The following is a 23,966-nucleotide window of genomic DNA, read 5'->3' as shown; positions in this document are numbered from 1 at the left end:
CTTTCGCTTAGTGCTCGAGCCAAGGGGTCTTAATTCATCATACGGTACTCATTGGGCGAGTATCCTACCTTGTTCTTAAACAAGCGAGAGAAATGTTGAGGATGTTTAAACCCGAGTTCGTAAGCAATCTCACTTACTGTTTTTGAAGGATCAAAAATACGTTCCTTGGCCACTTCGATTAACTTGGCCTGGATTATCTCCAAAGCACTTTTGCCCGTTTCCTTTTTGATGAGGTCTCCAAAATAATTCGGGGATAGGTGCTGCTCTTTGGCAAAGTAGCCAACAGACGGGCATCCCAATTCTCGGGCTTTACCTGAATGGATGTAGTTGTGCAGGGACTTTTTAAATTGATAAACCACACCATCGTTCACCGCATCACGGGTGATAAATTGGCGGTCATAAAAGCGTGAACAGTAGCGAAGAAACAGTTCAATGTTGGATACGATAAGTTCTTTGCTATGCTTATCTATATCTCTTTCCAGTTCAAATCGGATTTTTTCCAGGCAGTCGATAATAATTTGACGCTCTCGTTGAGATAAGTGGAGCGCCTCGCTCAATTCGTAAGAAAAGAAAGAGTATTTAGAAATGAATTGTCCAAGATTGGTTTTGAGCAATAAATCGGGATGGAACAATAGGGCATGGCCAGATGGTGTATAATCATCACTATTTTCAATTTGGACAATCTGACCGGGACCTATGAACACCAAAGTGCCTTCTTGAAAATCATAATACTTTCTACCGTACTTTAGAATACAATCGGGGTTTTGCTTTAAGAATATCCCATAAAAATTAAAGCGAAGGGCCTCTATCCCATGCTGGGAGTTTCTTACTAGGTCGTGGAGATTCATAACACTGACCAATGGATGTTGGGAGACTTGATTGAAGCGATTGCAATAATCGTTCACTGTTTCCAAATTGATGACCTTGCTCATAGCCTAACAATGTAGGCAAAACAACCAATAGAAACAATGGTTCTCTTACATCAGATGAGTGAAACCGTAAAAAAGGTAGGCGTTTCTGTAAAATGGGTAAGAGCAGATGCTTTTCTACTGAATATCTTTGAGGTGAGCGGTGGAAAGACAAACGAAAAAATGTGGATGATGATTAAAGCTGAAAACGAAGCCGTATTTTAGATTAAAACAAAATATATTTTATTGAAGACAATGAACATTTTTGAAAGAATGATGCAAGGAGAGGAGATTCTCATGAACGACCCTGATTATACAAAAATTGGCATTGAGGTCAACAATACCATTGCGTTGTCCACAAAATTGAACGCTTCTCAGAATGTAAACGAAACTAGAGAAATATTGAGCAAGATTATTGGTTCTCCTGTTGATGCGAGTACCACGTTGTTCACACCTTTTTATACCAACTATGGAAAGAACATTTCATTGGGAAAAAATGTGTTTATCAACCATGCCTGCAGTTTTTTGGACCTTGGGGGAATTACTATAGAAGATGACGTTATGATCGGCCCGCGTGTAAGCATCACTTCGGAAAACCATCCAACCGACATCAAAACCAGAAAGACCATGGTGCCGAGCTCCGTTCTGATTAAAAGGAATGTTTGGATAGGAGCAAGCGCCACGATTCTCCCAGGCGTAACCGTTGGAGAAAATTCCGTAGTGGCAGCAGGAGCGTTGGTCAATAAGGATGTGCCTCCCAATACAGTTGTTGCCGGAATCCCAGCTAAAGTTATCAAGCATTTGGATAATTAACAGTACCTAAAGTGAAAACGTAATCTTTAATTACTATTTTCAAGAAAATAAGGCCAGTCAAGACATGTTAAGGGATTGATTGGCCGTATAAACCTTTAAAAACTATACCATGGCTACTACCAGTACTCAAATGAACAGACGTTTATTCTTAAAATCATCCACTTTGGCCGGAGGTGGATTGATGATGGGTTTTAGCTGGATAATGTCTTGCAAGGACCAAAAGAAGGCGGTAGGACAGCTAATGCCCGAGGATTGGATAGAGGTTAACGGGTATATTAAAATAGCAGAGAACGGTATGGTCACCATAATGTCCCCCAACCCCGAAGGCGGCCAAAATGTGAAGACTTCCATGCCCATGATCGTGGCAGATGAGTTGGATGCCGATTGGGATATGGTAGTGGTAGAACAGGCTCCCTTGGATACGGATAAGTATACCCGTCAGTTTATCGGGGGTAGTCAGGCCATTCACCAAAGTTGGAAAACTTTGAGACAGGCAGGGGCATCGGCCAAATATATGTTGATACAGGCCGCCGCGGAAAGCTGGGGAGTACCCTTTGATGAAATAGTGACCTCAAAAGGACAATTGTCCCATTCCGGAAGTGGTAAAAAGGCAAGTTATGGGGAGTTTGCCACGGCGGCATCACAGTTGGAAGTTCCCGACCCCGAGACCATCACACTAAAACAGTTATCCGATTTCACCATAATAGGTACCTCTAAAAAGAATGTGGACACCCAAAAAATTATCACGGGAAAACCATTGTTCGGACTGGACCATATTCAAGAAGGTATACTCTCGGCCATGATAGTACACCCGCCTGCCTTTGGTTTAATGTTAAAGGATTTTGATGCGTCTTCTGTCAAAAATATGCCAGGTATAAAAGATGTTTTTGCCATCAATACCTATACGGACGATTACGAATGGCAGTTTTTTGATACCAATTCGTTTTTGGATTTGGTCGTCGTGGTTGGTGACTCCACTTGGGAGGTGATGAACGCAAAAAAAGCATTGGTCCCTAAAATTGAATGGGAATCTAGACCTGATTTGGAAGTGGCACAAGACATGTTTGGTCGCAAGACCTCTACAAAGTTTCCTGCAGGCTTGGAAAGCACCTCGGACCATGACAGAAAGATGAAGGAGATGTCCAATCAAAAAGGAAACGAACGTAGAAAGGACGGTAATCCTGAAAAGGCATTGCGAGAAGCGAGCCATGTTCTGGAACGTTCGTACACAGCACCTTTTCTGGCCCACAACTGTATGGAACCGATGAACTTTTTTGCACACGTGACTCGAGAGAAAGCAGAGTTTGCAGGGCCATTGCAAAAACCGGAATTCACTGAAAAAACATTGTCCGCCAGATTGGATATTCCCTTGGAGAAGATTGATATAAAAATGACCCGTTTGGGCGGGGGATATGGACGCAGATCATACGCCCACTGGTTGGTCGAGGCCGGGATAATTTCCCAAAAGATGAACGCACCGGTAAAACTGATGTATAGCCGGGAAGATGATATGACTTCAGGAATTTATAGACCGGCCTACAGGGCTACTTACAAGGCAGCTTTGGATGCCGACAAAAACCTTACCGGACTGCATTTGAACGCAGGCGGGGTTCCGCAAAGCCCCTTGTATGCCGATAGATTTCCGGCAGGGGCCTTGGATAATTATCTGGCCGAAGATTGGACGATACCTTCCAATATTACAGTGGGTTCTTTTAGGGCTCCCAGCTCCAATTTTATGGCCTGTGCGGAGCAGTCGTTTTTGGACGAACTTGCAGAAGAAATGGACCAAGACCCTATTGAAATGCGATTGGAACTGTTAAGAAGGGCCGAGAAAGGCCCCGTTGGCGATAGAAACGATTACGACCCCACAAGGTACAAAGGAGTTTTGGAGTTGGTCAGGGATAAATCGAATTGGGGCGAGGAAAAACCTGGTATCCATAGGGGAGTGGCAGCATATTTTTGCCATAATTCCTATGTGGCCCAAGTTCTCGATCTGGTGATGGAGGACGGAAAACCAAAAGTGGAAAAAGTATATTGTGCCGTGGATTGTGGCATTGTTATCAATCCCGATGCTGCCAAGAACCTCTTGGAAGGTGCAGTTGTGGATGGGATAGGAAATGCAATGTTCGGTTCCCTGAGCTTTGAGAACGGTAAACCCAACAAGGAAAATTTTGATGACTACCGGATGATTCGAATGAGCGAAGCACCCAAAGATATAGAGGTGTATTTTGTGGACAATCAAGCGGATCCGACAGGGTTGGGCGAACCTGCCTTTCCGCCAATTTTTCCGGCCTTGGCCAATGCAATGTACAAAGCGACGGGAAAACGCTATTACGACCAACCTTTTTTGTAGTTCAAAATATAGCTGCATTTACGATTGGTCAAAATAAAATGATGTGGCTTGATTTGAATTTCTTAATTTTGTCCCATGCAAACAAAAACAGAGAGATCCGTATCCCCGTTCAATCAAGAGCTGAAATTGAAAGGTTTCAATGTATTTAAGATTGAAGAGGACAGTAGTGCTACCAAAATCTACAGCCGTAAGGATTTCTACAAGATATGTTTGACGACCGGGAAAAGTATCATTAACTATTCGGATAGAAGTTTTGAACAGGAAGGCACCATTTTATTTTTTGGGAATCCACATATCCCATATTCTTGGGAGACCATTTCAACCACCTATATTGGTTATACTTGTTTGTTCTCGGAGGAGTTTTTAAATATGTCGGAACGTTCCGATAGTATCCTTAAATCCCCTCTTTTTAGTCTTGGTGGTACACCTGTTTTAAAAATAACTGAAGATCAAAGGTTATTTTTGAATAGTATTTTTGATAAAATGATGGAGGAACAACATACTGATTATTCCTTTAAGGATGATTTGATTAGAAACTATATACACCTGATTCTTCACGAAGCCCTTAAGATGCAGCCGTCCGAAAAATATACGCAGCATCAAAGTGCAGCATCTCGTTTGACCAATGTATTCTTGGAACTATTGGAAAGACAATTCCCTATTGAAACAGCGGATAATCCATTGCGGTTAAGAAGTCCTCAAGACTATGCGGACAATCTTTCTGTACACGTAAATTATCTCAATAAATCCATTAAGGAAGTAACGGGCAAATCTACAAGTGCGCACATTTCCGAAAGAATAGTCACCGAGGCCAAAGCTTTGTTACAGCATACCAATTGGAACGTAAGTGAAATCGCATATGCCCTAGGATTTGACTACCCGACCTACTTTAATAACTACTTTAAAAGATTAACAGGGACAACTCCCAAAGCTATTCGATCATAATATTTGATTTTCTTAATTTTTGATGTGATTATCGTTATTCGAGGAGTCAACCCTCTCAATACCTTTGTGCCATATTCTTTAAACAATAAAGAAAATGAAACGCATATTATTTTTTTCAATCACAGCGATGCTTGTGTTCGGCACGGTGGTCGGTCAATCAAGATCAAATCAAAAATCAAGTAAAATGAGTGGAATAGCAGAAGAATATACCTTTGAGTTGAGCGATAAGGTATCTAGACAAAGTGTAACATTTACCAATCGTTACGGGATAGCACTAGCAGGAGATTTATACGTTCCCAAGGCTTCGGAAAGTAAAAAGTTGCCTGCCTTGGCCATTAGTGGTCCATTTGGAGCAGTAAAAGAACAGGCGTCTGGATTATATGCCAATCAAATGGCGGAAAGAGGGTTTGTGGTTTTGGCATTCGACCCTTCTTACACTGGAGAAAGCGGTGGTGAGCCAAGGCATGTGGCATCGCCCGACATTAATACGGAAGACTTTAGTGCCGCCATCGACTTTTTAGGACTACAGGAAAATGTAGACCGTGAAAAGGTGGGAATCATCGGAATCTGTGGTTTTGGTGGTTTTGCCTTGAACGCAACAGCAGTGGACAAACGTGTAAAGGCCGTTGCTACGACCAGTATGTACGATATGTCCAGAGTGAACACCAAAGGCTATTTTGATTCCACCACACAGGAAGAACGTACACAAATGTTGGAGCAAATGAGCCAACAACGCTGGATAGATGCCGAAAATGGAACACCAACGCTTTCAGGAGCAGGTTTGCCGAATGAAATCAACGGAGATGAACCAGAATTTGTACAAGGCTACTTTGATTATTATAAAACCGATAGAGGCTTTCACCCAAGGTCAATTAACTCCAATAGTTCATGGACAGTTACAACTCCGATTTCTTTAATGAATATGCCCATAATGTCGTATATTAAAGAGATTTCACCACGACCTATATTGATCATTGCCGGAGAGAACGCCCACTCCAAATATTTTAGTGAGGATGCGTATGAAGCTGCTAGTGAACCTAAGGAACTGATGATTATTCCAGGAAAGGTCCATACAGATTTATATGATCAATTGGATGTAATTCCTTTTGATAAATTGGATACATTTTTTTCAGAAAACTTATAATTTGAAAAGGGATTGGTTGCTGGTGCCACGGTCGGGTTTATACCGTGGCACTTATTCGCATTCAAACCAGTATCACACGGGCCATTCTATAAAAAATGAATTAAAGAAACATGAAAATATTCTTTATTACAGCAATTGTTTTGGTTTTTGGATGGATGTACTGGTTGTCAATCGATTCTAACAAATCAACAATTAAAGCACAGGATCAAATTATGGATACGAAATTGAAAATATCATTTGGCGAAACCCAACTTACCGCCACTTTGTTCGATAACCCCACATCACGGGATTTTATCTCCATGCTTCCTATTACCACGGAATTGGAGGACTACGCCAGTAATGAGAAGATATTTTATCCAGAACATAAATTGGCAGATAGTGGGGCTCCGGCCGGATACAATCCTTCCAAGGGAGATATCACCTATTATGCCCCATGGGGAGATGTAGCTATTTTCTATAAAGATTTTAGTTATTCAACTGGACTCATTAGCCTAGGGAAGATTGATGAAAATGGTGTTGATAAACTAAAAAATGCGGATGGCCCAGTGACCTTTGCTTTGATGCAAGAATAGTATTTAGGTCAAAACTTTATCCAAACCGGCTAAACTCATTAAAAGAAGAATACTAATTTTAAAGGTAAAGTAGTTTAAAAACAAGTCCTTATGAAAAATCTTTTAAAGGTTACAATATGGTCCATAGGTATTGTTTTGATGTTGGTAATGCAACAATCCTGTGGTTTGGATGATGGGACAGACCCAACTATAGAGGGGCCTGAAGGTTCTGAACAGGGAAGTGATGATGAGGAACCGGAAGCTCCAGAGGAAACGTTGGACCCGGTGGAGACCAATGAACCCAATACGGATTATTCACCGGCCTTTGAGGGACAAACACGCGTTTCAGGTGTTCTTACGGAAGCAACGTTTACAACTACGATTTTTGCAACCGGATTGTCCAGTCCTTGGGGGATGGCGAATCTTCCTGATGGTAGAATTTTAGTGACGGAAAAATCAGGAACCATGCGATTGGTATCTGCTTCCGGAACGGTAAGCGGTCCGATTATGGGTGCCCCCGCGGTAAATAGCTCTGGTCAGGGAGGTCTTTTGGATGTGGCAGTAGACCCAGATTTTGAGGAAAATAGAATGGTGTACTGGACATTTTCCCAAAATGGGCCCGATGGTACGGCAACTGCTGTAGCCAAGGGAAGATTATCGGATAGTGAGGACGAACTGGAAAACGTTGAAGTGATCTACACCGCCATTCCAGAATTTGAAAGTACGGCGCATTATGGTTCACGGCTGGCATGGGATGGGCAAGGAAATTTGTTCGTGAGTACAGGCGATAGGTCAAGTGCGGTTACTAGACCAGAAGCACAAGAACTTGATGCTGCTTTGGGCAAGGTGTTACGGATAACCACCAATGGAGAACCCGTTGCCGACAACCCGTTCGTCTCACAAGCTGGAGTTTTACCGGAAATTTATTCTTACGGACATCGAAACGTTCAAGGTCTGGCCATTCACCCTGTAACCGGTGACCTTTGGGAGTCCGAACTCGGACCAAGGGGAGGGGATGAGGTGAACTTGATTGAAGCAGGAGTAAATTACGGTTGGCCGACCATTTCATATGGTTTAGAGTACAACGGTGAAGCTATTGGTTCGGGAATCACCCAGCAAAATGGAATGGAACAGCCTGTCTATTATTGGGACCCTGTGGTATCACCAAGCGGAATCGATTTTTACTCGGGCAATGCAATTCCTGAATGGACAAACAATCTGTTTTTGGGAGCACTCAGCGGTCAGCATATAGTTAGGTTGGTGATAGAGGATAACATTGTGGTAGGTGAAGAGCGACTGCTGGAAGATGAGGGTCAACGGTTTAGAGATGTTCTTGACGGTCCAGATGGTGCACTTTATGCCCTAACCGATGGTGATAATGCAGTGATTTACCGCATAGGTCTCTGATAAAAAACTGAAAAAAATAAATTGTAAAAGGAAAAAGAAGAAATGAAAGTAATTATAATAGGAGCAAACGGGAAAATAGGAAGATTGATAGCGCAAAAAATGAGCGCATCCGATGAATTTGAACCCACAGCTCTTATACGAAAGGAAGAACAGAAAGCATATTTCGATTCGATAGAAGTTCCGGTAATCGTGGAAAGCATAGAAAATTCAGAAGAAAAGATCGCAACGGCCATTAAGGGATTTGATGCTGTAGTATTTTCCGCAGGTTCTGGAGGTTCCACAGGACCCGACAAGACGATAGAGGTTGATTTGTTTGGCGCTGTCAAAACCATTGAGGCTGCCAAAGCGAACAATATCTCACGTTTTGTAATGGTAAGTGCGGCATTATCGGATGATCCTTCAAGCTGGACAGCGCAGGGTATGAAGCCTTACTATATTGCCAAACATATGGCGGACAAAGAGTTGAAGCGAAGCGGTTTGGACTACACGATTCTCCGTCCGGTAATGTTAACGGATTATGAGGATGCAGGTAAAATAACCATTCAATCCGACCCTCATCAGTTAAATAAAGAAATTCCAAGAGCTGCCGTAGCTGAGACAGTTCTTAAAGTTCTTCCTAACAGCAATACCCATTCAAAGATTTTTGAAATGAGCATGGGCTCTTTAGGTATTGGCGAAGCAATAACAGAATTTGTCGCCTAGTCAACCCATATGAATCATGGTGCCCCTGTTGATCCGAAGTTTGATGCTCCTAACTTTTGATTGGATTTTAATGAATCTTTTTAATCGAGGGAGGACATACCCATTGAACTTTGATTTAGGAATACCGGTCCACAATCATGTAAGTCGTTTGAGCAGTTCCTCCTTACGTCTTATTGCGACCTCTATCTGGTTGCCATCGATTAAGGTAATGTGGCCACCTTTCCCCTTACTATAGGACTCAACAAATTTCAAGTTCACCAAATGTGATTTATGAACTCTGAAAAAGTCATTGCCCTCAAGCATTGATTCAAAAAATTTTATGGTTTTGGAAGCGGTTATTTTTTTTCCTGCTGAGGTATATATATTCGTGTAGTTGACATCCGATTGAAGGCGTATGATGTCCTTGGCATCTAGCATGGTATATCCATCAACAGTTGGAATGGCTATTCTTTTGGATGTTTCGCTACCTTCCTTAAAATTATGAAACAGGATATCTATTTTTTTCGATGTATCCTTTAGTCCCTTCTGCTGTCTTAATCTTTGTAGGGAACGTTTTAGGTCATCTTTATCAACGGGTTTCAGGAGATAATCAAGCGCGGAGAATTTAAAGGCTTTTAGGGCATAGTTATCGTAGGAGGTGGTAAAGATGATTTCAAAATCGATTTTTTTTATTGTTGCCAAAAGATCAAAACCTGTCTGGTTTCCTAGTTGAACATCGAGAAAAAGGATATCAGGAGAGTTTTCGGCAATAATTTGTTGTGCGTTTTCAACAGTTTTGCAACAAGCAATTATTTCGATATCGGGCGCTTCGGCCCCCAACTGTTTTTGTAAACGGTTGATGCAATGTTGCTCATCATCCACAATAATGGCCTCTAACATATCTTTTTTAAAATTGGAGCTCTAAAGGAAGCTTTATTTCCACACGGAAACCTTCTGCTTTGTCCATTAGTTCTATAGAGCCTTTAGTGTTCTTTAAATGATTTATTATATCGATCCTACTACTTGTGATCTTGATTCCGTATGAGTCTTTTGTCTTCTTCTCTTCCCTATTTTGTCCTGATCTTCCGACCCCATCATCTTCCACTATGTATTTTAACATTGTCCCGTCTTTTGCGATTCTAATATCAATATTTCCCCCTCCTTTTTTAGGGGCAATGCCGTGCCAGATGCTATTTTCAATAAAGGGTTGTAAAATGAGCGGGGGAACTAGGACATTGTCCGGTTCCAAACTGTTGTCCATGGAGACATGGTACTTTAACTTATTATCGAACCTTAAGCCTTCGATCTGCATGTAGAGTTTCATTAACTCAATGTCCTCCTCAAGTGTAATCCATTTTTTTTCCGAATTTTCAAGTATGGACCGTGTCAATTTGGAAAACTTGACCAAATAGTCATCTGCCTGCTCAATGTCGTTTTTTGATATAAAATCGCTGATTGAGTTCAGGGAGTTAAAAATAAAATGGGGGTTCATTTGAGAACGGAGCGCCTTCAACTCGGTCTCGGCCACTTTTGCATTGAATTCGGCCAATTTTCTCTTTTCCAGTGCATCCCTTCTCCTTTTGTACAGCAAATATCCCATGATTGAGAAGACTAATAAAAGTATGGCTCCGATCAGGTATCCGTTCTTGACCAGTTGTTGTCTTTTGATTTCTTCCTGTGCCACCGCTTGTTGGCGCTCCATTTTAAACTGCATCTCCTTTCGGGTCAATTCCGATTTTTTTTCCTCGTTTACTACACTGTCCCGTAGTTGAACATGCTTTTTGAAGGCATCGAGCGCCTCTGGTAATTTTCTGTTATGCTCATAGACTTCGCTAAGGACTTCCCAAGAGTCGGATTGCCACTCCACAGCATCAATCTCCTTGGAAAGAGCCAATGCTTTATTTGCATTTGTTTCGGCCAGGTCATAGTCATTGAACAAAAGGTATATTTTACCTATGCTATTCAAAGCTGAAGCCTCAATGTATTTACTTTTTATTTGCTCGGCTAATTCGGCAGCTTCCAAATAAAGGGAAAGGGCTTTTTGGTTTTCATCAAGTTTTTTATAGGCCAGAGCAAGATTGTTTGTGATTGCAGCTATAAATAGATCGTTCCCTTCAAGTTTGGATAAGGACAATGCCTTCTCCAAATAGGAAACCCCTTCTTCGAACCTTTCGGTGTCGTTGTAGATTATGGCAATGTTGGAAAGTGCCTTGATCTCATCCGCCCTATTTCCCATTTCCTGTGATGTGGTGAGATAGGAATGATAATTTTCCAAGGCCAGATCATATTCTTTTAGATCAGCGTGTATATTTCCGATGTTGCTCAACAAGCTTGATTGTAGTTGTCGGTCGGTAGTTTTGTGACTAAGGGCCAATGCTTTTTGATATTGATCGAGAGCTTTGATATTATCTCCAAGGACATAATGTAGGTTGCCCATTTGACGATGGGACAAAGCTTCACCCAATGTCCAATCGGTTTTTTCGGAAATTGATATTGCCTCTTCCATAAGTGGAATGGCCTCATTGGGGTCGAAATAAGTTAATTTGTTGGCCAGTTCAATGAGTAGTCCTGCCCGGATTGTATCCATTGTGGAATGTCCCTTCAATTCATTTTTTAGAGAATCGATTTCATTTCCCTGTCCAAATGCTCCAAACGGTATTAAGAGAATAAAGAGTAAGTAGAATGCAATTTTGTTTGGTTGATGCATGTGATGAGGTTAGTTGAAACCAAATTTAAGCCATTTGTTACATTAATCCGCTGTTATGCCCTGTTTTACGGATATTAAAAAAATGGTTACGGAAAAATTTAAAATATGTACGTTAAATAATTGGTCTTGGCATGGTGGCTTGGTTCTATATAGTTTAGAGCTAGCTATATCATCAAACCATTGACTATAATGAAGCATATGTTTTCAATTTTTCTGTACCTCCACTTAATTTTCCTTGTCGTTGGTTGCAGTTCAGATGATGGGAATTCATCAGAGGAAGGTAATCAGAACGAGGTTCAGGGCACCATACGACTATCGGGAGAGGAAACCTCGGAACTTGGGGAATCCTTGAAAGTTGGCAATATCGAAGTAGCCAATGCCACTCTTTCCGGTACGGACAAATCGGTAATATTATTGTCCGAGAATATTACTGTAGTTGATAACGAATTTGTGTACAGCGATGATCAGAATGGATTTGTGATTGTAGCAGCAGATTTTTCCACCGGAGGTTCTCCCGATGTGGACAAGACCGTTTCCATGACCATTGTGAGGAACGGAGAGGAGTTTAGACATGCCTGCACCTCGCCCTATCTCAGTTTTTTTACGGATTGCGGAGAGGGGTTCGCTGTGGATTTTGAAGGGAAAAAGGTCACTTTTGAAAATACGACGGTGATCAATACTGAAGATGAAGCCATACTTACCTTAGATGGTACCGTAACATGGGAGTAAAATTCACAGGACTTAGAAGCGGGATGAAATTCAAGGTGATTGTATGTTTATTCTTGGGTTTGGTGTCCCACGCTTTTGCACAGACAAAAGGTTCTATTGTCTACGTACCGCCTTCTGATGATTTTGTTTCCATCGAGCTCCAAGAATTTAAGGGACTTCCACGGCTGGGCGTTATGGACAACTATGGTGCCCGGAATGTAAACCCAAGGGGAGGCGTGCGTGTAGGGGATAGGAACTCCGCACAGCTTGAAAAAAGCAAAATGGTGGCCGATGGCAGAAATGCTTTTTCACTTCTTGTCAGTTTAAAATACGTAAAGCCATTTATGGGTGATCTGGACAGGCAAAGTTTAACGACGGTAAAAGGCAATATGTCTAAAACAGAGGCTAATTCCGCTTTTCTACAGCGATTTTTATTGAGTCAAGTAGCTCCAAACCTATGCTTGAACGATGATTGCAGAAATACAGGCCGCGGCAACAATGAATTTGAGAGACTTCGAAACTACAAGACTTTTGTAGACAAATTTTTAGAACCGCTTCTAAAGTGGAGCCAGCAGGTTTTTATGAACGGAGAATGGTTGATCTATCATGTTTCCACGCTTAACATTGGTGGTAATTATGACTTTGATAGGGGAGGTTATTGGGTATATCACTCCTTGGTGCTCAATGATATTTTTCCAATGCGGCAAGGTGTGATGAAACGGGTGGTATTTGAACCTTTAAGCCCTTATGAACAAGCACTTGTAAACAAGTTGGAAAATCCTAAGGGCGCTCCGTTTTTTCTACAAATGGATGCGCAAACGGCCGAAGATTTCAAAAAGAAGGGAAACAATCGATTATATCTGGTCAAAAAAATCAAGTTGAGACCTTTGGATAAAGAGTTGGGAGACCCAACAGAGCCAATCGAGTTCGGATACAGCCATGAAACTCCAGACTTAGAAATTTATACGGACCAAGGATTGACCGAGCATTACAGAACACTTCTCATGAATGACCTCACTCTTAAAAATTAATGTATGGAGCAGCGTATATGGATTGTTCTTTTGCTTTTGATACAAATAGTCGTACACGGACAGTCGCCAGAAATGGTGTTTGAGCCACCTTCGCCTGATTTTATATCCCTTTCCTTACAGACGCACGAGGGAGAGCTTCGTTTTGGCAATCAAGATGAATATTTTCTGAAGTCCGATGGAACCTATTTCAAACTTGGGGATGATGGTTATTTTGAAACGGACAAACGCTCCAGCCATAACAGGGCCAGTAGACACGCTTTTGTGGAACTGCTTAAAATGAGGTTTAAAAAGGAAATGTTCAATGCAATGGACAAGACCTATTTTACCGAAAGAAAACAGAATATGTATGAAGAGGAAATTAAATCCCATACCGCCCAACAACATACACTGACCTTGGCCAATGCCCTCTGCAACAAAAAACAATCCATTCGCTTGTTTTGCAATCCAAAGGAGGAGGACTGTACCTCTGCTTTTCCAAAGGATGGGTATTATAATGAACCGAGGAATATTAAAGGGTGGGGAGGAAGAGGTGCTTCGGAATTTCAAAAATTAAGGGCATATACCACATTTGTTGAAGAGTTGTTCCCATCCGTGGAACAATGGGCGGATACTTTGTATCCGGATAATACATTGGAAGGGTATTATGTGGTAAAGGTGCAATTGGAACAATACGATTTTAAGGCTGGAGGATATTGGTTTCACACCCACCAATTTCATAACCGAGGTTTTTTGTTGTCATGGTATGATCTACAACCGGCCAATTCTTCCGAACGTAAATTGCTGCATCCCAATGGTTCTTCCCTATTGTTGCCAATGGCACCGGACAAGGCAGAGGATTTTTCCGAAAAGCACCAGCAAATTTTTCTAGTGTTCAAGGTATCCGTATCCCTAAATGGGTTAGAAAATTATCGTGCCGACCAACTCAAAACCACTTTTAGTTTAAGCAGCCCGGTAATTACAATATACTCTGATGATGCCCTTACAAAGAAAGTGGCCGAAATGGATATTGGTTCGGTGGAGATTAAAACACGATAATTTGCAGATATGAAAAGATTAAGAATACACATGATTCTGGTGATGGGACTTGGTTGCATGATAATGCCCATATCCCTTCAAGGTCAGTTTTTAAAAAAGCTGAAGAAAAAGGTAGAGGACAAGATTGTCAATAAAGCCAGTGAAAAAACCGATGAACTTTTAAATGGGGAAGGTGCCCGGAATGATTCGGGCAATGTCAAAAATACCAAGGAGACAGAAAACGGCACTATTGGGGATAATGCATCGGCAAATGGTTCAAAGCCCACTATCCAAGACAATAATATTATCACCCATAAAGCCCCGAACAAAGACTTTATTGATATTGTGATACAGTCTCACAAGGGATTGCCCAGATACGGCGACGTCTATTATTTGAGAGGTAAGACGGCATCTACCAATAGCAAAGCCTATAAAGCTTTACTGGAGCTGAAATATATGAAGGAATTATTGGAGCAGATGGACAAGTCCAAGTTAACAACGTACAACTATGCGCAAGATGATACAAAGATCAAGTATTCCAATAAAGCACAACATCATTTGTTGATGCTCGGTAAGGATGTGCTTTCCGATGAACGTCTGCAAGAATACTTTTGTGATGCTGAGGCCAAATCGCCCTGTAACTTCTACAATACCTCTGGAGAAAGAAGCTTGGTGCCCAGTTGGGGAGGTACAAGAAACAACGAATTTGCTCAAAACCGAAGTTATACGGCATTCATACAAAACCATCTTGAAGCCTTGGAAGCATGGAGCAATACGTTTTTCCCCAATGATGAGCAAATCGCCTATTTTGTTGCGCGGGGCGCTGTCAATGGAAAGTATGATTTTAAGAATAAGGGGTATTGGATACAAAACATATTTTCCATCGGGGGTGATTTTATTTTGCACAATACCAATTTTATGCCCTATACTGAAAATGAGAAAACTTTAAGGCACAGTTCCAAAAGTCTCTTCTTACCGGTAGAACCTTCAAAAGCAAAAGAGTATGCCCTTACCCATGTTTCTCCTGTTTTTGTGGCTTTTAAAGTGAAGGTCTTCCCAAAAATTATTGCACCGGACCAAATACAATGGGAATTCCAATTGGAAGATAGCAATGTGGAATTTTATAAGGATGGTCTCCTAAGTCAAAAATTAGGTGAGGTTGATATGAAAACTGTAACATTTAAGGATTAGAAGATGAAAATTATTCGTTCCAAACAAATTCGACCGTTGATGGTGATGGCATTCATACTGGCAATGCCACAGTGTACCAATGCCCAGTTTTTTAAAAAATTGAAAAAGCAGGCCGAAGAAAAAATAATGAAAAAGGCCGATAAAAAAGTTGATGATCTATTCAATGGTAACAAGAAAAGCGAAGATCAGGAGGTAGGGCATCAATCTGGAAATGTGGACAACGGGAGCAAAGGGGGGAATGCACAAGAAGCGAACAAACCGGAAGAAAAAATCTTGTACGACCATTCAGATTACCTTGTTTACAAATCGCCAAATCCTGCGGCGTTCAAGGATATAGTGATTCAAAAATTTAAAGAGCTTCCAAGATTCGGGGCCATTGATTCATATATGGACAGGGACAATCCCAAAAAAGTGGATCTCTCCAAAGATGCTGCGGATAAAAGAAATCTCACAGGTTTGGGGTATTCCGGATTCCACCACTTGGTACGTATCCATATGTTAAAAGAACATTTTAAGGTTATGGATAGGACCGCGCTTACTGTTCGTACCAAAGGGAAAACCATAGAAAAGGAGGCAAAATCCAGTTTGGCCCAAAAAGTATTAAAGGAGTTTGCCTTTACCATGGGTACGGATGCCCTTAAAAAGGAATACTTTATGAACGATTGGAGCGGAACCGGAAAAAGTGCTTTGGTGAGGGAATGGGGAGGCCATCAGGCTGATGATTTTACCGAAAACGAACGATATGTCGATTTTGTAGAAAAGTATTTGGATGAAATATTGGAATGGAGTTCGGATTTTTTTTCTGATGGTTCACAGGATTTTCAATTGGTGCATGCCATTAAGTTTTATGGTCAATACGATTTTGACAAAGGAGGGTTCTGGGTACAGCTTCCCATTGAACGACAGTCCTTGGAAGTTTCGTCCTTGGGCTATTTCAACGAGTTTTCTCCCAAGACATCTTACGGGAACCAAATAGCGAACACTATGGCCCAAGTAGAATATATCAATGGATACGTATTGTTTAAAATGGACCCCGGCAAGGCCGAGGCCCTCATCAACGACAAAAGTGTACTTCTTCAACTCACCATGAAGGTTCGGTCGGTATTTAAAGCATTTGAAACAAGCAATCCATTTGTTTATGGAGCCGATTATACCTATCATTTCTTGGATCCGACCTTAGAATTGTACTCAGATGCATTATTGACAAAGAAGATAGGCGAAATAGACCTGGAGAACTTGATTTACAAAGAACCTGATTGAGTTAACTCCAGAAATATTTCAAAACCACGAAAGCACAATTATTTACCATTTCTTGTTATATACCTCGGTTAAGATTTCGGCCAATTTTTCTTCGAATACTGGTTTTACAACATATCCGGTTATTTCTTCAAAATTCTGAGCCCTTTTCAAGTCACTGGGATCGTCGGAAGACGTTACCATAAATATATCCACATTTTGACTGGGAAGTGATGGTTTCATTTTTTTAAATTCCGCTAAAAATCCCCATCCGTCTAAAAAGGGCATGTTTATATCCAATAGGATTACCTCGGGCAAGGGTACGTTTTCCTTTAGGCACATAGAAATGTATTCAATGGCCTGTTCCCCGTCCGTAAATGTGTTTATGGCAATTTCCTCTGATAAATTGCTCAATATCTTTTTGGTTACAAATAGATAGACTTCATCATCATCGACTAATAAAATTCTAGGTTTTTTCATATCCTTTTAAATGTAATTTTAAACGTTGTTCCCACGCCTTCTTCACTTTCTACCTCCAATGTGGCGTCCATGGCCTCTAATTGGGATTTTATTAAAAATAGCCCCATTCCCTTGCCAGAGATATTCCGGTGGAACCTTTTATAGAGCTTAAAAATATTTTCCCCGTGTCTATCTAGATCAATACCGAGGCCATTGTCCTTTACATAAAGCACTTTGTGGTCGTTTTCCCAACTGCTTTCAAAGATTATATGGGATGGGGCGTCTGGTTTTCTATACTTAATGGCATTGGACAGGAAATTCTGTAAGATGCTCTTCATATAAAATTTGGATGATTTGATGGAATGCCATGCATCCAGCTTGTAAACGGTCTCAAAATTTTGTGCTTCATTATCCAAAAGGGTTTCCACAAAATCTTTCTTGACCTCTTGTAGCAATAAAAGGAGGTTTACATTTTCTACCTGTAATTCCTTATTGTTCAAAATAGAAATATAAGTGCTTACATCCTCTGTAAGTGTATTGATGTTATTGGAAATGGTTTGCAACTTGGGAAAAAGTTCCATAAAGGTTTGCTGATTTTTGGATTTGCTCAACAGATCTACAATTATGGACATGCTGGTTACCGGTGCTTTTAGATTATGGGCCACAACATAGCTGAAATCTTCCAGTTGTCGGTTACGTACCTGAAGACGTTCATTGGAAAGCTTTACAAGCTCATTGGTAGATTTTAACTGGGCCTGACTGCTCAATAATTGTTTGTTTTTTTGCTGAAGTTGGGTGACGAAATTCTTTTTTTCTCTCTGAGTTCGGGAATAAATAAAAGCAATCAAGGTGATTACGATTAAGGTAAGGATGTTGAATAGAATCAGATTCTTTCTAATGGTCTGCAATCTGCTTCTTATATAAGAAGGAGGGATTTCCTGAATTATGGCCCAATCGTTATCGGTAACAATCTCTGCCATATCGGTGTAGCGGTTCATTCCAACATCCTTTTCAAACCCCGTTCTTACATTTTGATGTACCCATAAACTGCCATTTTCCATAAAGAAAGTATCTCTCGGAAAAATCAATTTTTTGAGTTCTAGTTTCTTTTTGATTACGGAATCTACATGGCTCATACTGGCCTGATGAGGTAAAACATTATCAGAAAGATTGGTGGTGATTATGTTTCTATTATTATCCAGTAGATAAAAATTGTCGCCGGAAATCCTGGTCTTAAGTAAATCAAAAATTTTGTTCATGTTAAAATTGATTACTGCCAGACCAACTTGGGCATTGTTGATGTCATATATAGGGGTCACTCCTCGAATAACTGGTTTATGTGGAGTTTCCAAGACACCATTTTCCCTGTTGAGTTCTATGGATGAAACATATACTTGCCCCTTTCTTAAAGAAAGCCCTGCCTGAAAATAACCTCTATCCACTTTATTTTGCAGGTCGGAAGGGGCCATACTATCTTGGTCTACTTTTTCATACCTCACTAGTTCGTTGCCATGAAGGTCGATTAGCCGGAACTGTTCGTACACATCCAACCCCTGCATGGTTCTTATGTAATTATTTAAAAAATCAGGGTTTAATTGGTTTTTATTAGAGAAGGATGCTGGAAATGTAACACCCGACCAAAAAGAGGTGATATCTATCAAAACCATGCTTTGATCTATCAAATTATAGCTTTTGCTCAATATATTTCGTTGCTGTATTTGGCCCATATTGGCAATGAGGCTTTTCTTTTGGAGATTGCCCCAAACAAGTGTAAATATTAAGAGGGGGATATAAAGTGCCGCGGCTGTTTTAATAATCCTATTCCACATAAGAAGGTATTTTAAACAAATTGATCAAATCAACTCATTGAGGTGTTGTATTTGTAAAAATTTATCTATGTTTTTTGTAGGAGAACTATAATCAAGATACATAGATTTTATCTTATACTAAAATTTCACGGATATATTTGGTTTTAAAATGAAGTTGTTTCAAGTATTTCGAAAGAACCGATATAGTCTATTTTTATTTGCGATTACCTATTGCCGTTGAGGTAGGCTATAATTGGAATTGGTGATGCCCAAAGTGGTATTTGATGTTTTTTTATACTGATATCCAAGATTTCCCAATGCAGGTCATCGAATCTTTCTTTTGTTCATCCACTTCAATTAGAAACATTATGCTAAACCAAGCACCTTTAAGTAAGTACATTGATTTACTTTAATTCCAGTTTAACATTTTATTATACAACGTTTTGGTGAGGGAATCTGTTCCTTTGTATATTTTCGATTCATAATACATTTAGCGTATGACGGTTTGGATTATCTTCCTGTTGGGCATTCTTGTTTTTTTAGCTTTGGATTTGGGAGTTTTCAATAAAAATGCCCACGTGATAAGCGTTAGGGAGGCATCAATATGGACTGCGGTCTGGGTTTCTTTGTCCATGCTGTTCTCGGGAGTTATCTATTGGCTATACAATACCGGTAAAATAGATAATGTTGATGGCCTCGAACCTATGGAAGCCACAATAGATTACATTACCGGTTACCTTATTGAACTTTCCTTGAGCATTGACAACATTTTTGTTATTGCTGTAATTTTCACTTCTTTTCAAATACCACAAAAATATCAGCATCGTGTTTTGTTCTGGGGAATTCTGGGTGCCATAGTTTTTAGGGCCCTAATGATATTTTTTGGAGTGGCGCTCATCAAAAAATTCAGTTTCACGACCTATATTTTTGGAGCGTTTTTAATATTTACGGCCATAAGAATGGTTACTTCCAAAGAAAAACCTTTCGAACCCAAAAAATCTTTCCTCTATCGGAATCTTCGAAAAATTATGCCCATCACTTCACACATGGATGGACAAAAGTTTTTTGTTAAACTACGACACATTACGGCGGCCACCCCGTTGTTCATGGCATTGATAATTATTGAATTTACTGATGTTTTGTTCGCCTTGGACAGTGTTCCGGCTATATTGGCCATTACGTCCGATCCTTTTTTGGTATTCAGTTCAAATATATTTGCCATTTTGGGTCTTAGGTCCATGTACTTCTTTTTGGCTCACATAATCAATAAGTTCCAATACCTTAAATATAGTTTGGTCGCTATCTTAAGTTTTGTGGGGATTAAAATGATTTTGGCGCACCATGTTAAATTTTCTCAATGGATTTCATTAGGGTTTATAGGAGTTGCTTTGGGACTGGGGATTTTGGTTTCTTTCCTAAGGGAAGATAGGGCAGATTAAAAAGGTCTTTTTAAGAGATTGAGCACAAAAAAGCCCCCAAATAAATTTGAGGGCATGTCTCAAGAATAATTGAAAACGGTTATAGTCTTTCTATTTCCTTTTTCAAAGCTTCTTTGGAATTTCCTGTCTTTTCCTGAAGTTTTCCCAACATTTGGTCAAACTTTCCTTCGGAATATTTCAGGTCGTCATCGGTAAGCTCACCATATTTTTCTTTGAACTTTCCTTTTACCTGTTTCCACTTGCCTTCTAATTGATCATTGTTCATATCTGTATAATTTTAAATTAATAATTATACATCCAATGTATTTCTTTCCATCGCGGGAGATCGCCCCGGAAACTTAAAATATTGACGCAAAAAAAAGTTTAGCTTTTCTACTGTTACTAAAAGGCTGATGATGTCTTTAAAGACAATAAAAAAGTCAAATGGGGCAAGCGTAACGCCTTGATTTTTTAAATTTTGAAGAGGCGGGATATGAAATCTTACAACAAATCAAAAATTAGTGTTATGCCAAATCCACAAATAAAAAATGAAGAACAATATGAAGCTCTGAGGGATAAGGGTTATAGTAAAGAAAAGTCGGCCCGAATCGCAAATACACCAGATGCCGGAAAAAAAGGGGGCAAAGCAAACCCTTATGAAGAATGGACCAAGCAAGAGCTTTATAAAAAAGCCAAGATGATAGGTATAGAAGGCCGTTCAAAAATGTCGAAGAAAGAGCTCATAGGTGCTTTGAGAAACCACTGATAAAAGCGATTTCAATTTAAATAAGTTTATGAATTATATCCACCCAAAAATAATCCGCCAGATTTTTATTCTCCTTTTAATTATATTGATTGGAGGATTGATCATGTTGGAAATGGCGCCCTATTTTTCGGGAGTGCTCGGAACCATAACTTTGTTCGTATTGTTGAAAAAGCCCATGAAAAAAATGGTGGACAAAGGATGGAATCCAGTACTGTCTGCCAGTTTATTAATGGTAATGTCCTTTTTCATTATACTATTACCGATTTCGGGAGCCTTGCTCATGTTGGGAAACAAAATCAGCAAGGCGTTGGATAATTCGGAAAAGCTCACATCCATCATAAAATCGCAAATACAGTATTTTGAAAATTTAGTGGGGTACAAATTCAGCTCACAAGTAGATGCTTCCGCTGTATCCGAATGGCTATCGGGAAGCCTACAAGGTTTGGTGGGCGGCACGTTCAATACCGCAATCGCCATATCCATAATGTACTTTCTCCTTTTTTATATGCTCACCAATCAGAAAAAATTATATAAAACTCTTTACGATTATATTCCGATAAGCAATAAAAACTTAAAGGTAATAGGGTGCGAGATAAGGGATATCGTTAGGGCAAATACATTGGGTATCCCGTTGGTGGCATTGGCCCAAGGGTTAGTTGCTTTGATAGGTTTTTTGATATTTGGAATCGAAAACCCATTTTTTTGGGCTCTCATGGTAACCATTGGCTCCATGATTCCCTTTGTAGGTAATTTTTTAGGAACCCTTCCGGTCTTTATACTCTCCCTGAGCAATGGGGAAACCTTTCAAGCTTGGGGGATTCTGATATATGGGATTGTTGTGGTAGGCTTAACGGATAACCTCATTAGATTGTACGTGCTCAAAAAACTGGACGATGTGCATCCACTGATTACCTTGATAGGGGTTATTGTGGGAATACCGCTGTTTGGATTCATAGGCCTGGTTTTTGGCCCTTTGCTGATCAATCTGTTTTTAGTGATCGTAAGGATATACAAAAGGGAGTATGGCAAAGAAAATCTTTGATAAAGTGTAAGTTAAAAATCAGAAAATTCACGATTCCTCATAAAAAACGATGGGAGTTCTTAAACGCAATAGCGTCAAAATAATAAGGTTTAGCAACAACCGATTTGAATTGATAAAAGTATACTTAAATAAAAAAAGAGCAATGAAAAAAGAATTGGAACAAATCAGACTAGGTAACATAGCGGATACCAATCACGAAATTTTTGCTTTGCTAAAGCAAAGATACAGCCCCAGAACATTTAGGGAGGAGAAAATTAAAAAAGGCCAATTGAATCAACTTTTTGAAGCTGCACGATGGTCCGCCAGTTCAAATAATTTGCAACCATGGCGATTCATTTATGCCGAAAAAGGGGCCGAAGCTTTTGACAAGATTGTGGACTGCTTAAGTGATTTTAACAAGAAATGGGCTCCAGAAGCCCCTTTGCTAATGTTGGCCATTTACAAAGAAACAACGGATGAAGGAAAAGAAAACTTCCATGCGCTGCACGATTTGGGGCTTTGTTTGGGAAGTATGTCCGTACAAGCCCAATATTTGGATATAGGACTGCACCACATGGCCGGTGTGGATTGGAAAAAAGCCGAGAAAGAATTCAATGTACCGGACGGATACCATGTTTCATCCGCTATTGCTGTAGGATATTATGGTGGACAACTGGATAAGCTGCCCAAAAAACTTCAGGAAAGCGAGCAGGCCGACCGACAAAGAATACCTCAAGAAGATTTTGCATTTAAAGAGGTTTGGGAAAGTTGAATCCAGGTTAAGCCGCCCAAAAGTAAAACGTTATACCAGTACAATGCCTAGGCAGCAAAGTCCGGTGTTTCAAAAAAGAGCCCCGAAAGAACAATTCCAAATATGATGAGTATGAGTATAGCCAATATGATTACAAATCCTAGCTTGGTAATACCGCTTTTTTGGAAAATATAGTTTCGTTTGGGGCTGTTTTCATCTTTAACCAGTTCCGTATTTTCTTGAGGCTGTTTTTGATCTTTCTTATTCATAATGAGTCATCTTAAAGTTGATGGCTAGGTTATTCCAATAAAAATCATTGGTAGGGTGAAGCTATATGTTTTTGTTTTTTTGCCTTAGCATATTCAAAAAAAATATTGACTCAAAAAGAGGAGAGCAACTCAGTGTTCTTCCATTGAAAGGCAGTAAAAAGTGTATTTTGGTGTTCTTTGTACGGATATTCTGATTAAATGGGTCAACAATCATTTTTTCTGAGATAGTCTCCGAACTTTATTTTGAAGTATCTTTAGTTAAAAGGATGAATTCTTGCTCCCCCCGATAAAGCCATCCCTAAATCTTAAAATCAAAAGGAAATGGACTATTCGCAATTACTGGGGAAGAAACTTAATGATCTTCTGGAAAAAATATACGGAGCCGAAAACGGATTCGAAAGAGTAGGGAAATTGGCCGATAGTCCCTCTTTAAAAAACTTTTTTTTAGAAAAGGCGAAGGAACGCTGTCATTTTGGGCATGAGCTGAAAATAGAGATGATGAAGTTCAATCAAGAAATAAAGGAAAACGTAGGGTCTGCAGGAACATTGCAACAGGGATGGATGGATTTTTCCATGAACAGAAATGAGTCTGTTTTTGGGGAAGCGATATTGGCTGAGGGAGCAGCACTTGATTGTTATAGGGAAGTATTGCAGGAAATAGATTTGCCTTCCAGCCTAGAGGCAATTATTCGGCAACAAATGAACAAAATCTCCAATGACCTAAACATCATAAAAAGATTGGGGAAGATTGCACAATCATAAAAATCGCATAAGAAAGGTTAAAT

At 40.0% G+C, this 23,966-nt stretch carries 25 protein-coding genes; 18 read left to right on the top strand and 7 right to left on the bottom strand.

Annotated features, from left to right (window positions below; translation table 11 throughout):
• Positions 1-29: 29 nt before the first annotated feature.
• Positions 30-932 carry a helix-turn-helix domain-containing protein gene (locus DCK90_RS01705; protein ID WP_108244430.1) on the bottom strand — a complete coding sequence of 301 codons (903 nt, stop codon included), beginning with the start codon at positions 930-932 and terminating at the stop codon, positions 30-32.
• 36 nt (positions 933-968) lie between these two features.
• Here DCK90_RS01705 and DCK90_RS16930 point away from each other — a divergent pair, with 36 nt between their 5' ends.
• The 8 genes from DCK90_RS16930 (at position 969) to DCK90_RS01670 (ending at position 8,823) form a co-directional block, all read left to right on the top strand.
• Complete coding sequence (locus DCK90_RS16930) at positions 969-1,133, top strand: hypothetical protein (protein ID WP_159075733.1); 165 nt, start codon at positions 969-971, stop codon at positions 1,131-1,133.
• 30 nt (positions 1,134-1,163) lie between these two features.
• On the top strand, positions 1,164-1,721 hold the full coding sequence (locus tag DCK90_RS01700; RefSeq protein ID WP_229418520.1) for a sugar O-acetyltransferase: 558 nt from the start codon (positions 1,164-1,166) through the stop codon (positions 1,719-1,721).
• Positions 1,722-1,830: 109 nt separating this feature from the next.
• On the top strand, positions 1,831-4,074 hold the full coding sequence (locus tag DCK90_RS01695) for a xanthine dehydrogenase family protein molybdopterin-binding subunit (protein WP_108244429.1): 2,244 nt from the start codon (positions 1,831-1,833) through the stop codon (positions 4,072-4,074).
• A 75-nt stretch (positions 4,075-4,149) separates the two neighbouring features.
• The gene (locus DCK90_RS01690; RefSeq protein ID WP_108244428.1) at positions 4,150-5,019 is read left to right on the top strand and encodes a helix-turn-helix domain-containing protein; all 870 of its coding nucleotides are present in this window, start codon (positions 4,150-4,152) and stop codon (positions 5,017-5,019) included.
• Between the two features lie 184 nt (positions 5,020-5,203).
• Complete coding sequence (locus DCK90_RS01685; protein ID WP_234414558.1) at positions 5,204-6,163, top strand: alpha/beta hydrolase; 960 nt, start codon at positions 5,204-5,206, stop codon at positions 6,161-6,163.
• 212 nt (positions 6,164-6,375) lie between these two features.
• Positions 6,376-6,735 (top strand): cyclophilin-like fold protein, encoded by a 360-nt coding sequence (locus DCK90_RS01680; RefSeq protein WP_108244462.1) that lies wholly within the window; start codon positions 6,376-6,378, stop codon positions 6,733-6,735.
• A gap of 90 nt (positions 6,736-6,825) precedes the next feature.
• The gene (locus tag DCK90_RS01675; protein WP_234414557.1) at positions 6,826-8,121 is read left to right on the top strand and encodes a PQQ-dependent sugar dehydrogenase; all 1,296 of its coding nucleotides are present in this window, start codon (positions 6,826-6,828) and stop codon (positions 8,119-8,121) included.
• A 42-nt stretch (positions 8,122-8,163) separates the two neighbouring features.
• Positions 8,164-8,823, top strand: coding sequence for an SDR family oxidoreductase (locus tag DCK90_RS01670; RefSeq protein ID WP_108244426.1), 660 nt, complete (start codon positions 8,164-8,166; stop codon positions 8,821-8,823).
• A 135-nt stretch (positions 8,824-8,958) separates the two neighbouring features.
• Here DCK90_RS01670 and DCK90_RS01665 read toward each other — a convergent pair whose 3' ends face one another.
• Together DCK90_RS01665 and DCK90_RS01660 are read right to left on the bottom strand one after the other, a co-directional pair.
• Positions 8,959-9,702, bottom strand: coding sequence for a LytR/AlgR family response regulator transcription factor (locus DCK90_RS01665; protein WP_108244425.1), 744 nt, complete (start codon positions 9,700-9,702; stop codon positions 8,959-8,961).
• 7 nt (positions 9,703-9,709) lie between these two features.
• Positions 9,710-11,509, bottom strand: coding sequence for a tetratricopeptide repeat-containing sensor histidine kinase (locus DCK90_RS01660; RefSeq protein ID WP_108244424.1), 1,800 nt, complete (start codon positions 11,507-11,509; stop codon positions 9,710-9,712).
• Between the two features lie 189 nt (positions 11,510-11,698).
• Between DCK90_RS01660 and DCK90_RS01655 the strand changes: the two genes are divergently transcribed.
• The 5 genes from DCK90_RS01655 to DCK90_RS01635 are packed head-to-tail and all read left to right on the top strand — an operon-like array spanning position 11,699 to position 16,713.
• Complete coding sequence (locus DCK90_RS01655) at positions 11,699-12,238, top strand: hypothetical protein (RefSeq protein ID WP_159075732.1); 540 nt, start codon at positions 11,699-11,701, stop codon at positions 12,236-12,238.
• Complete coding sequence (locus tag DCK90_RS01650) at positions 12,229-13,248, top strand: hypothetical protein (protein ID WP_108244422.1); 1,020 nt, start codon at positions 12,229-12,231, stop codon at positions 13,246-13,248. Before DCK90_RS01655 ends, DCK90_RS01650 begins: the two co-directional genes overlap by 10 nt.
• 3 nt (positions 13,249-13,251) lie before the next feature.
• The gene (locus DCK90_RS01645) at positions 13,252-14,283 is read left to right on the top strand and encodes a hypothetical protein (RefSeq protein WP_159075731.1); all 1,032 of its coding nucleotides are present in this window, start codon (positions 13,252-13,254) and stop codon (positions 14,281-14,283) included.
• Positions 14,284-14,292: 9 nt separating this feature from the next.
• Positions 14,293-15,453, top strand: a complete 1,161-nt coding sequence (locus tag DCK90_RS01640; protein ID WP_159075730.1) for a hypothetical protein — start codon at positions 14,293-14,295, stop codon at positions 15,451-15,453.
• Between the two features lie 3 nt (positions 15,454-15,456).
• Positions 15,457-16,713, top strand: a complete 1,257-nt coding sequence (locus DCK90_RS01635) for a hypothetical protein (RefSeq protein WP_108244419.1) — start codon at positions 15,457-15,459, stop codon at positions 16,711-16,713.
• A 42-nt stretch (positions 16,714-16,755) separates the two neighbouring features.
• Here the strand turns inward: DCK90_RS01635 and DCK90_RS01630 are convergent, their stop codons facing one another.
• Together DCK90_RS01630 and DCK90_RS01625 are read right to left on the bottom strand one after the other, a co-directional pair.
• Positions 16,756-17,169: a response regulator gene (locus DCK90_RS01630; RefSeq protein WP_108244418.1), complete on the bottom strand. Its 414-nt coding sequence runs from the start codon at positions 17,167-17,169 to the stop codon at positions 16,756-16,758.
• Positions 17,166-18,977, bottom strand: a complete 1,812-nt coding sequence (locus tag DCK90_RS01625; RefSeq protein ID WP_108244417.1) for a sensor histidine kinase — start codon at positions 18,975-18,977, stop codon at positions 17,166-17,168. Before DCK90_RS01625 ends, DCK90_RS01630 begins: the two co-directional genes overlap by 4 nt.
• Positions 18,978-19,453: 476 nt before the next feature.
• On the opposite strand from DCK90_RS01625, the gene DCK90_RS01620 reads away from it, so the two are divergent.
• Positions 19,454-20,395 (top strand): TerC family protein, encoded by a 942-nt coding sequence (locus tag DCK90_RS01620; protein WP_108244416.1) that lies wholly within the window; start codon positions 19,454-19,456, stop codon positions 20,393-20,395.
• A gap of 79 nt (positions 20,396-20,474) precedes the next feature.
• Here DCK90_RS01620 and DCK90_RS01615 read toward each other — a convergent pair whose 3' ends face one another.
• The gene (locus DCK90_RS01615; RefSeq protein WP_108244415.1) at positions 20,475-20,660 is read right to left on the bottom strand and encodes a CsbD family protein; all 186 of its coding nucleotides are present in this window, start codon (positions 20,658-20,660) and stop codon (positions 20,475-20,477) included.
• Between the two features lie 240 nt (positions 20,661-20,900).
• Between DCK90_RS01615 and DCK90_RS01610 the strand changes: the two genes are divergently transcribed.
• The 3 genes from DCK90_RS01610 (at position 20,901) to DCK90_RS01600 (ending at position 22,933) form a co-directional block, all read left to right on the top strand.
• Complete coding sequence (locus DCK90_RS01610) at positions 20,901-21,140, top strand: DUF7218 family protein (protein WP_108244460.1); 240 nt, start codon at positions 20,901-20,903, stop codon at positions 21,138-21,140.
• A gap of 28 nt (positions 21,141-21,168) precedes the next feature.
• Entirely contained in the window at positions 21,169-22,182 is a 1,014-nt protein-coding gene (locus DCK90_RS01605; RefSeq protein WP_108244414.1) for an AI-2E family transporter, read from the top strand.
• A gap of 142 nt (positions 22,183-22,324) precedes the next feature.
• Entirely contained in the window at positions 22,325-22,933 is a 609-nt protein-coding gene (locus DCK90_RS01600) for a nitroreductase family protein (RefSeq protein WP_108244413.1), read from the top strand.
• 47 nt (positions 22,934-22,980) lie between these two features.
• Here DCK90_RS01600 and DCK90_RS01595 read toward each other — a convergent pair whose 3' ends face one another.
• The gene (locus DCK90_RS01595; protein WP_108244412.1) at positions 22,981-23,181 is read right to left on the bottom strand and encodes a hypothetical protein; all 201 of its coding nucleotides are present in this window, start codon (positions 23,179-23,181) and stop codon (positions 22,981-22,983) included.
• A gap of 321 nt (positions 23,182-23,502) precedes the next feature.
• On the opposite strand from DCK90_RS01595, the gene DCK90_RS01590 reads away from it, so the two are divergent.
• Complete coding sequence (locus DCK90_RS01590) at positions 23,503-23,943, top strand: DUF2383 domain-containing protein (RefSeq protein ID WP_108244411.1); 441 nt, start codon at positions 23,503-23,505, stop codon at positions 23,941-23,943.
• Positions 23,944-23,966 lie beyond the last annotated feature (23 nt).

Source organism: Muricauda brasiliensis, assembly GCF_003057865.1.
Lineage (GTDB): Bacteria > Bacteroidota > Bacteroidia > Flavobacteriales > Flavobacteriaceae > Flagellimonas > Flagellimonas chongwuensis.
The sequence above is the reverse complement of the archived record's forward strand: the minus strand, read 5'-3'. Positions and strand labels throughout refer to the sequence as shown.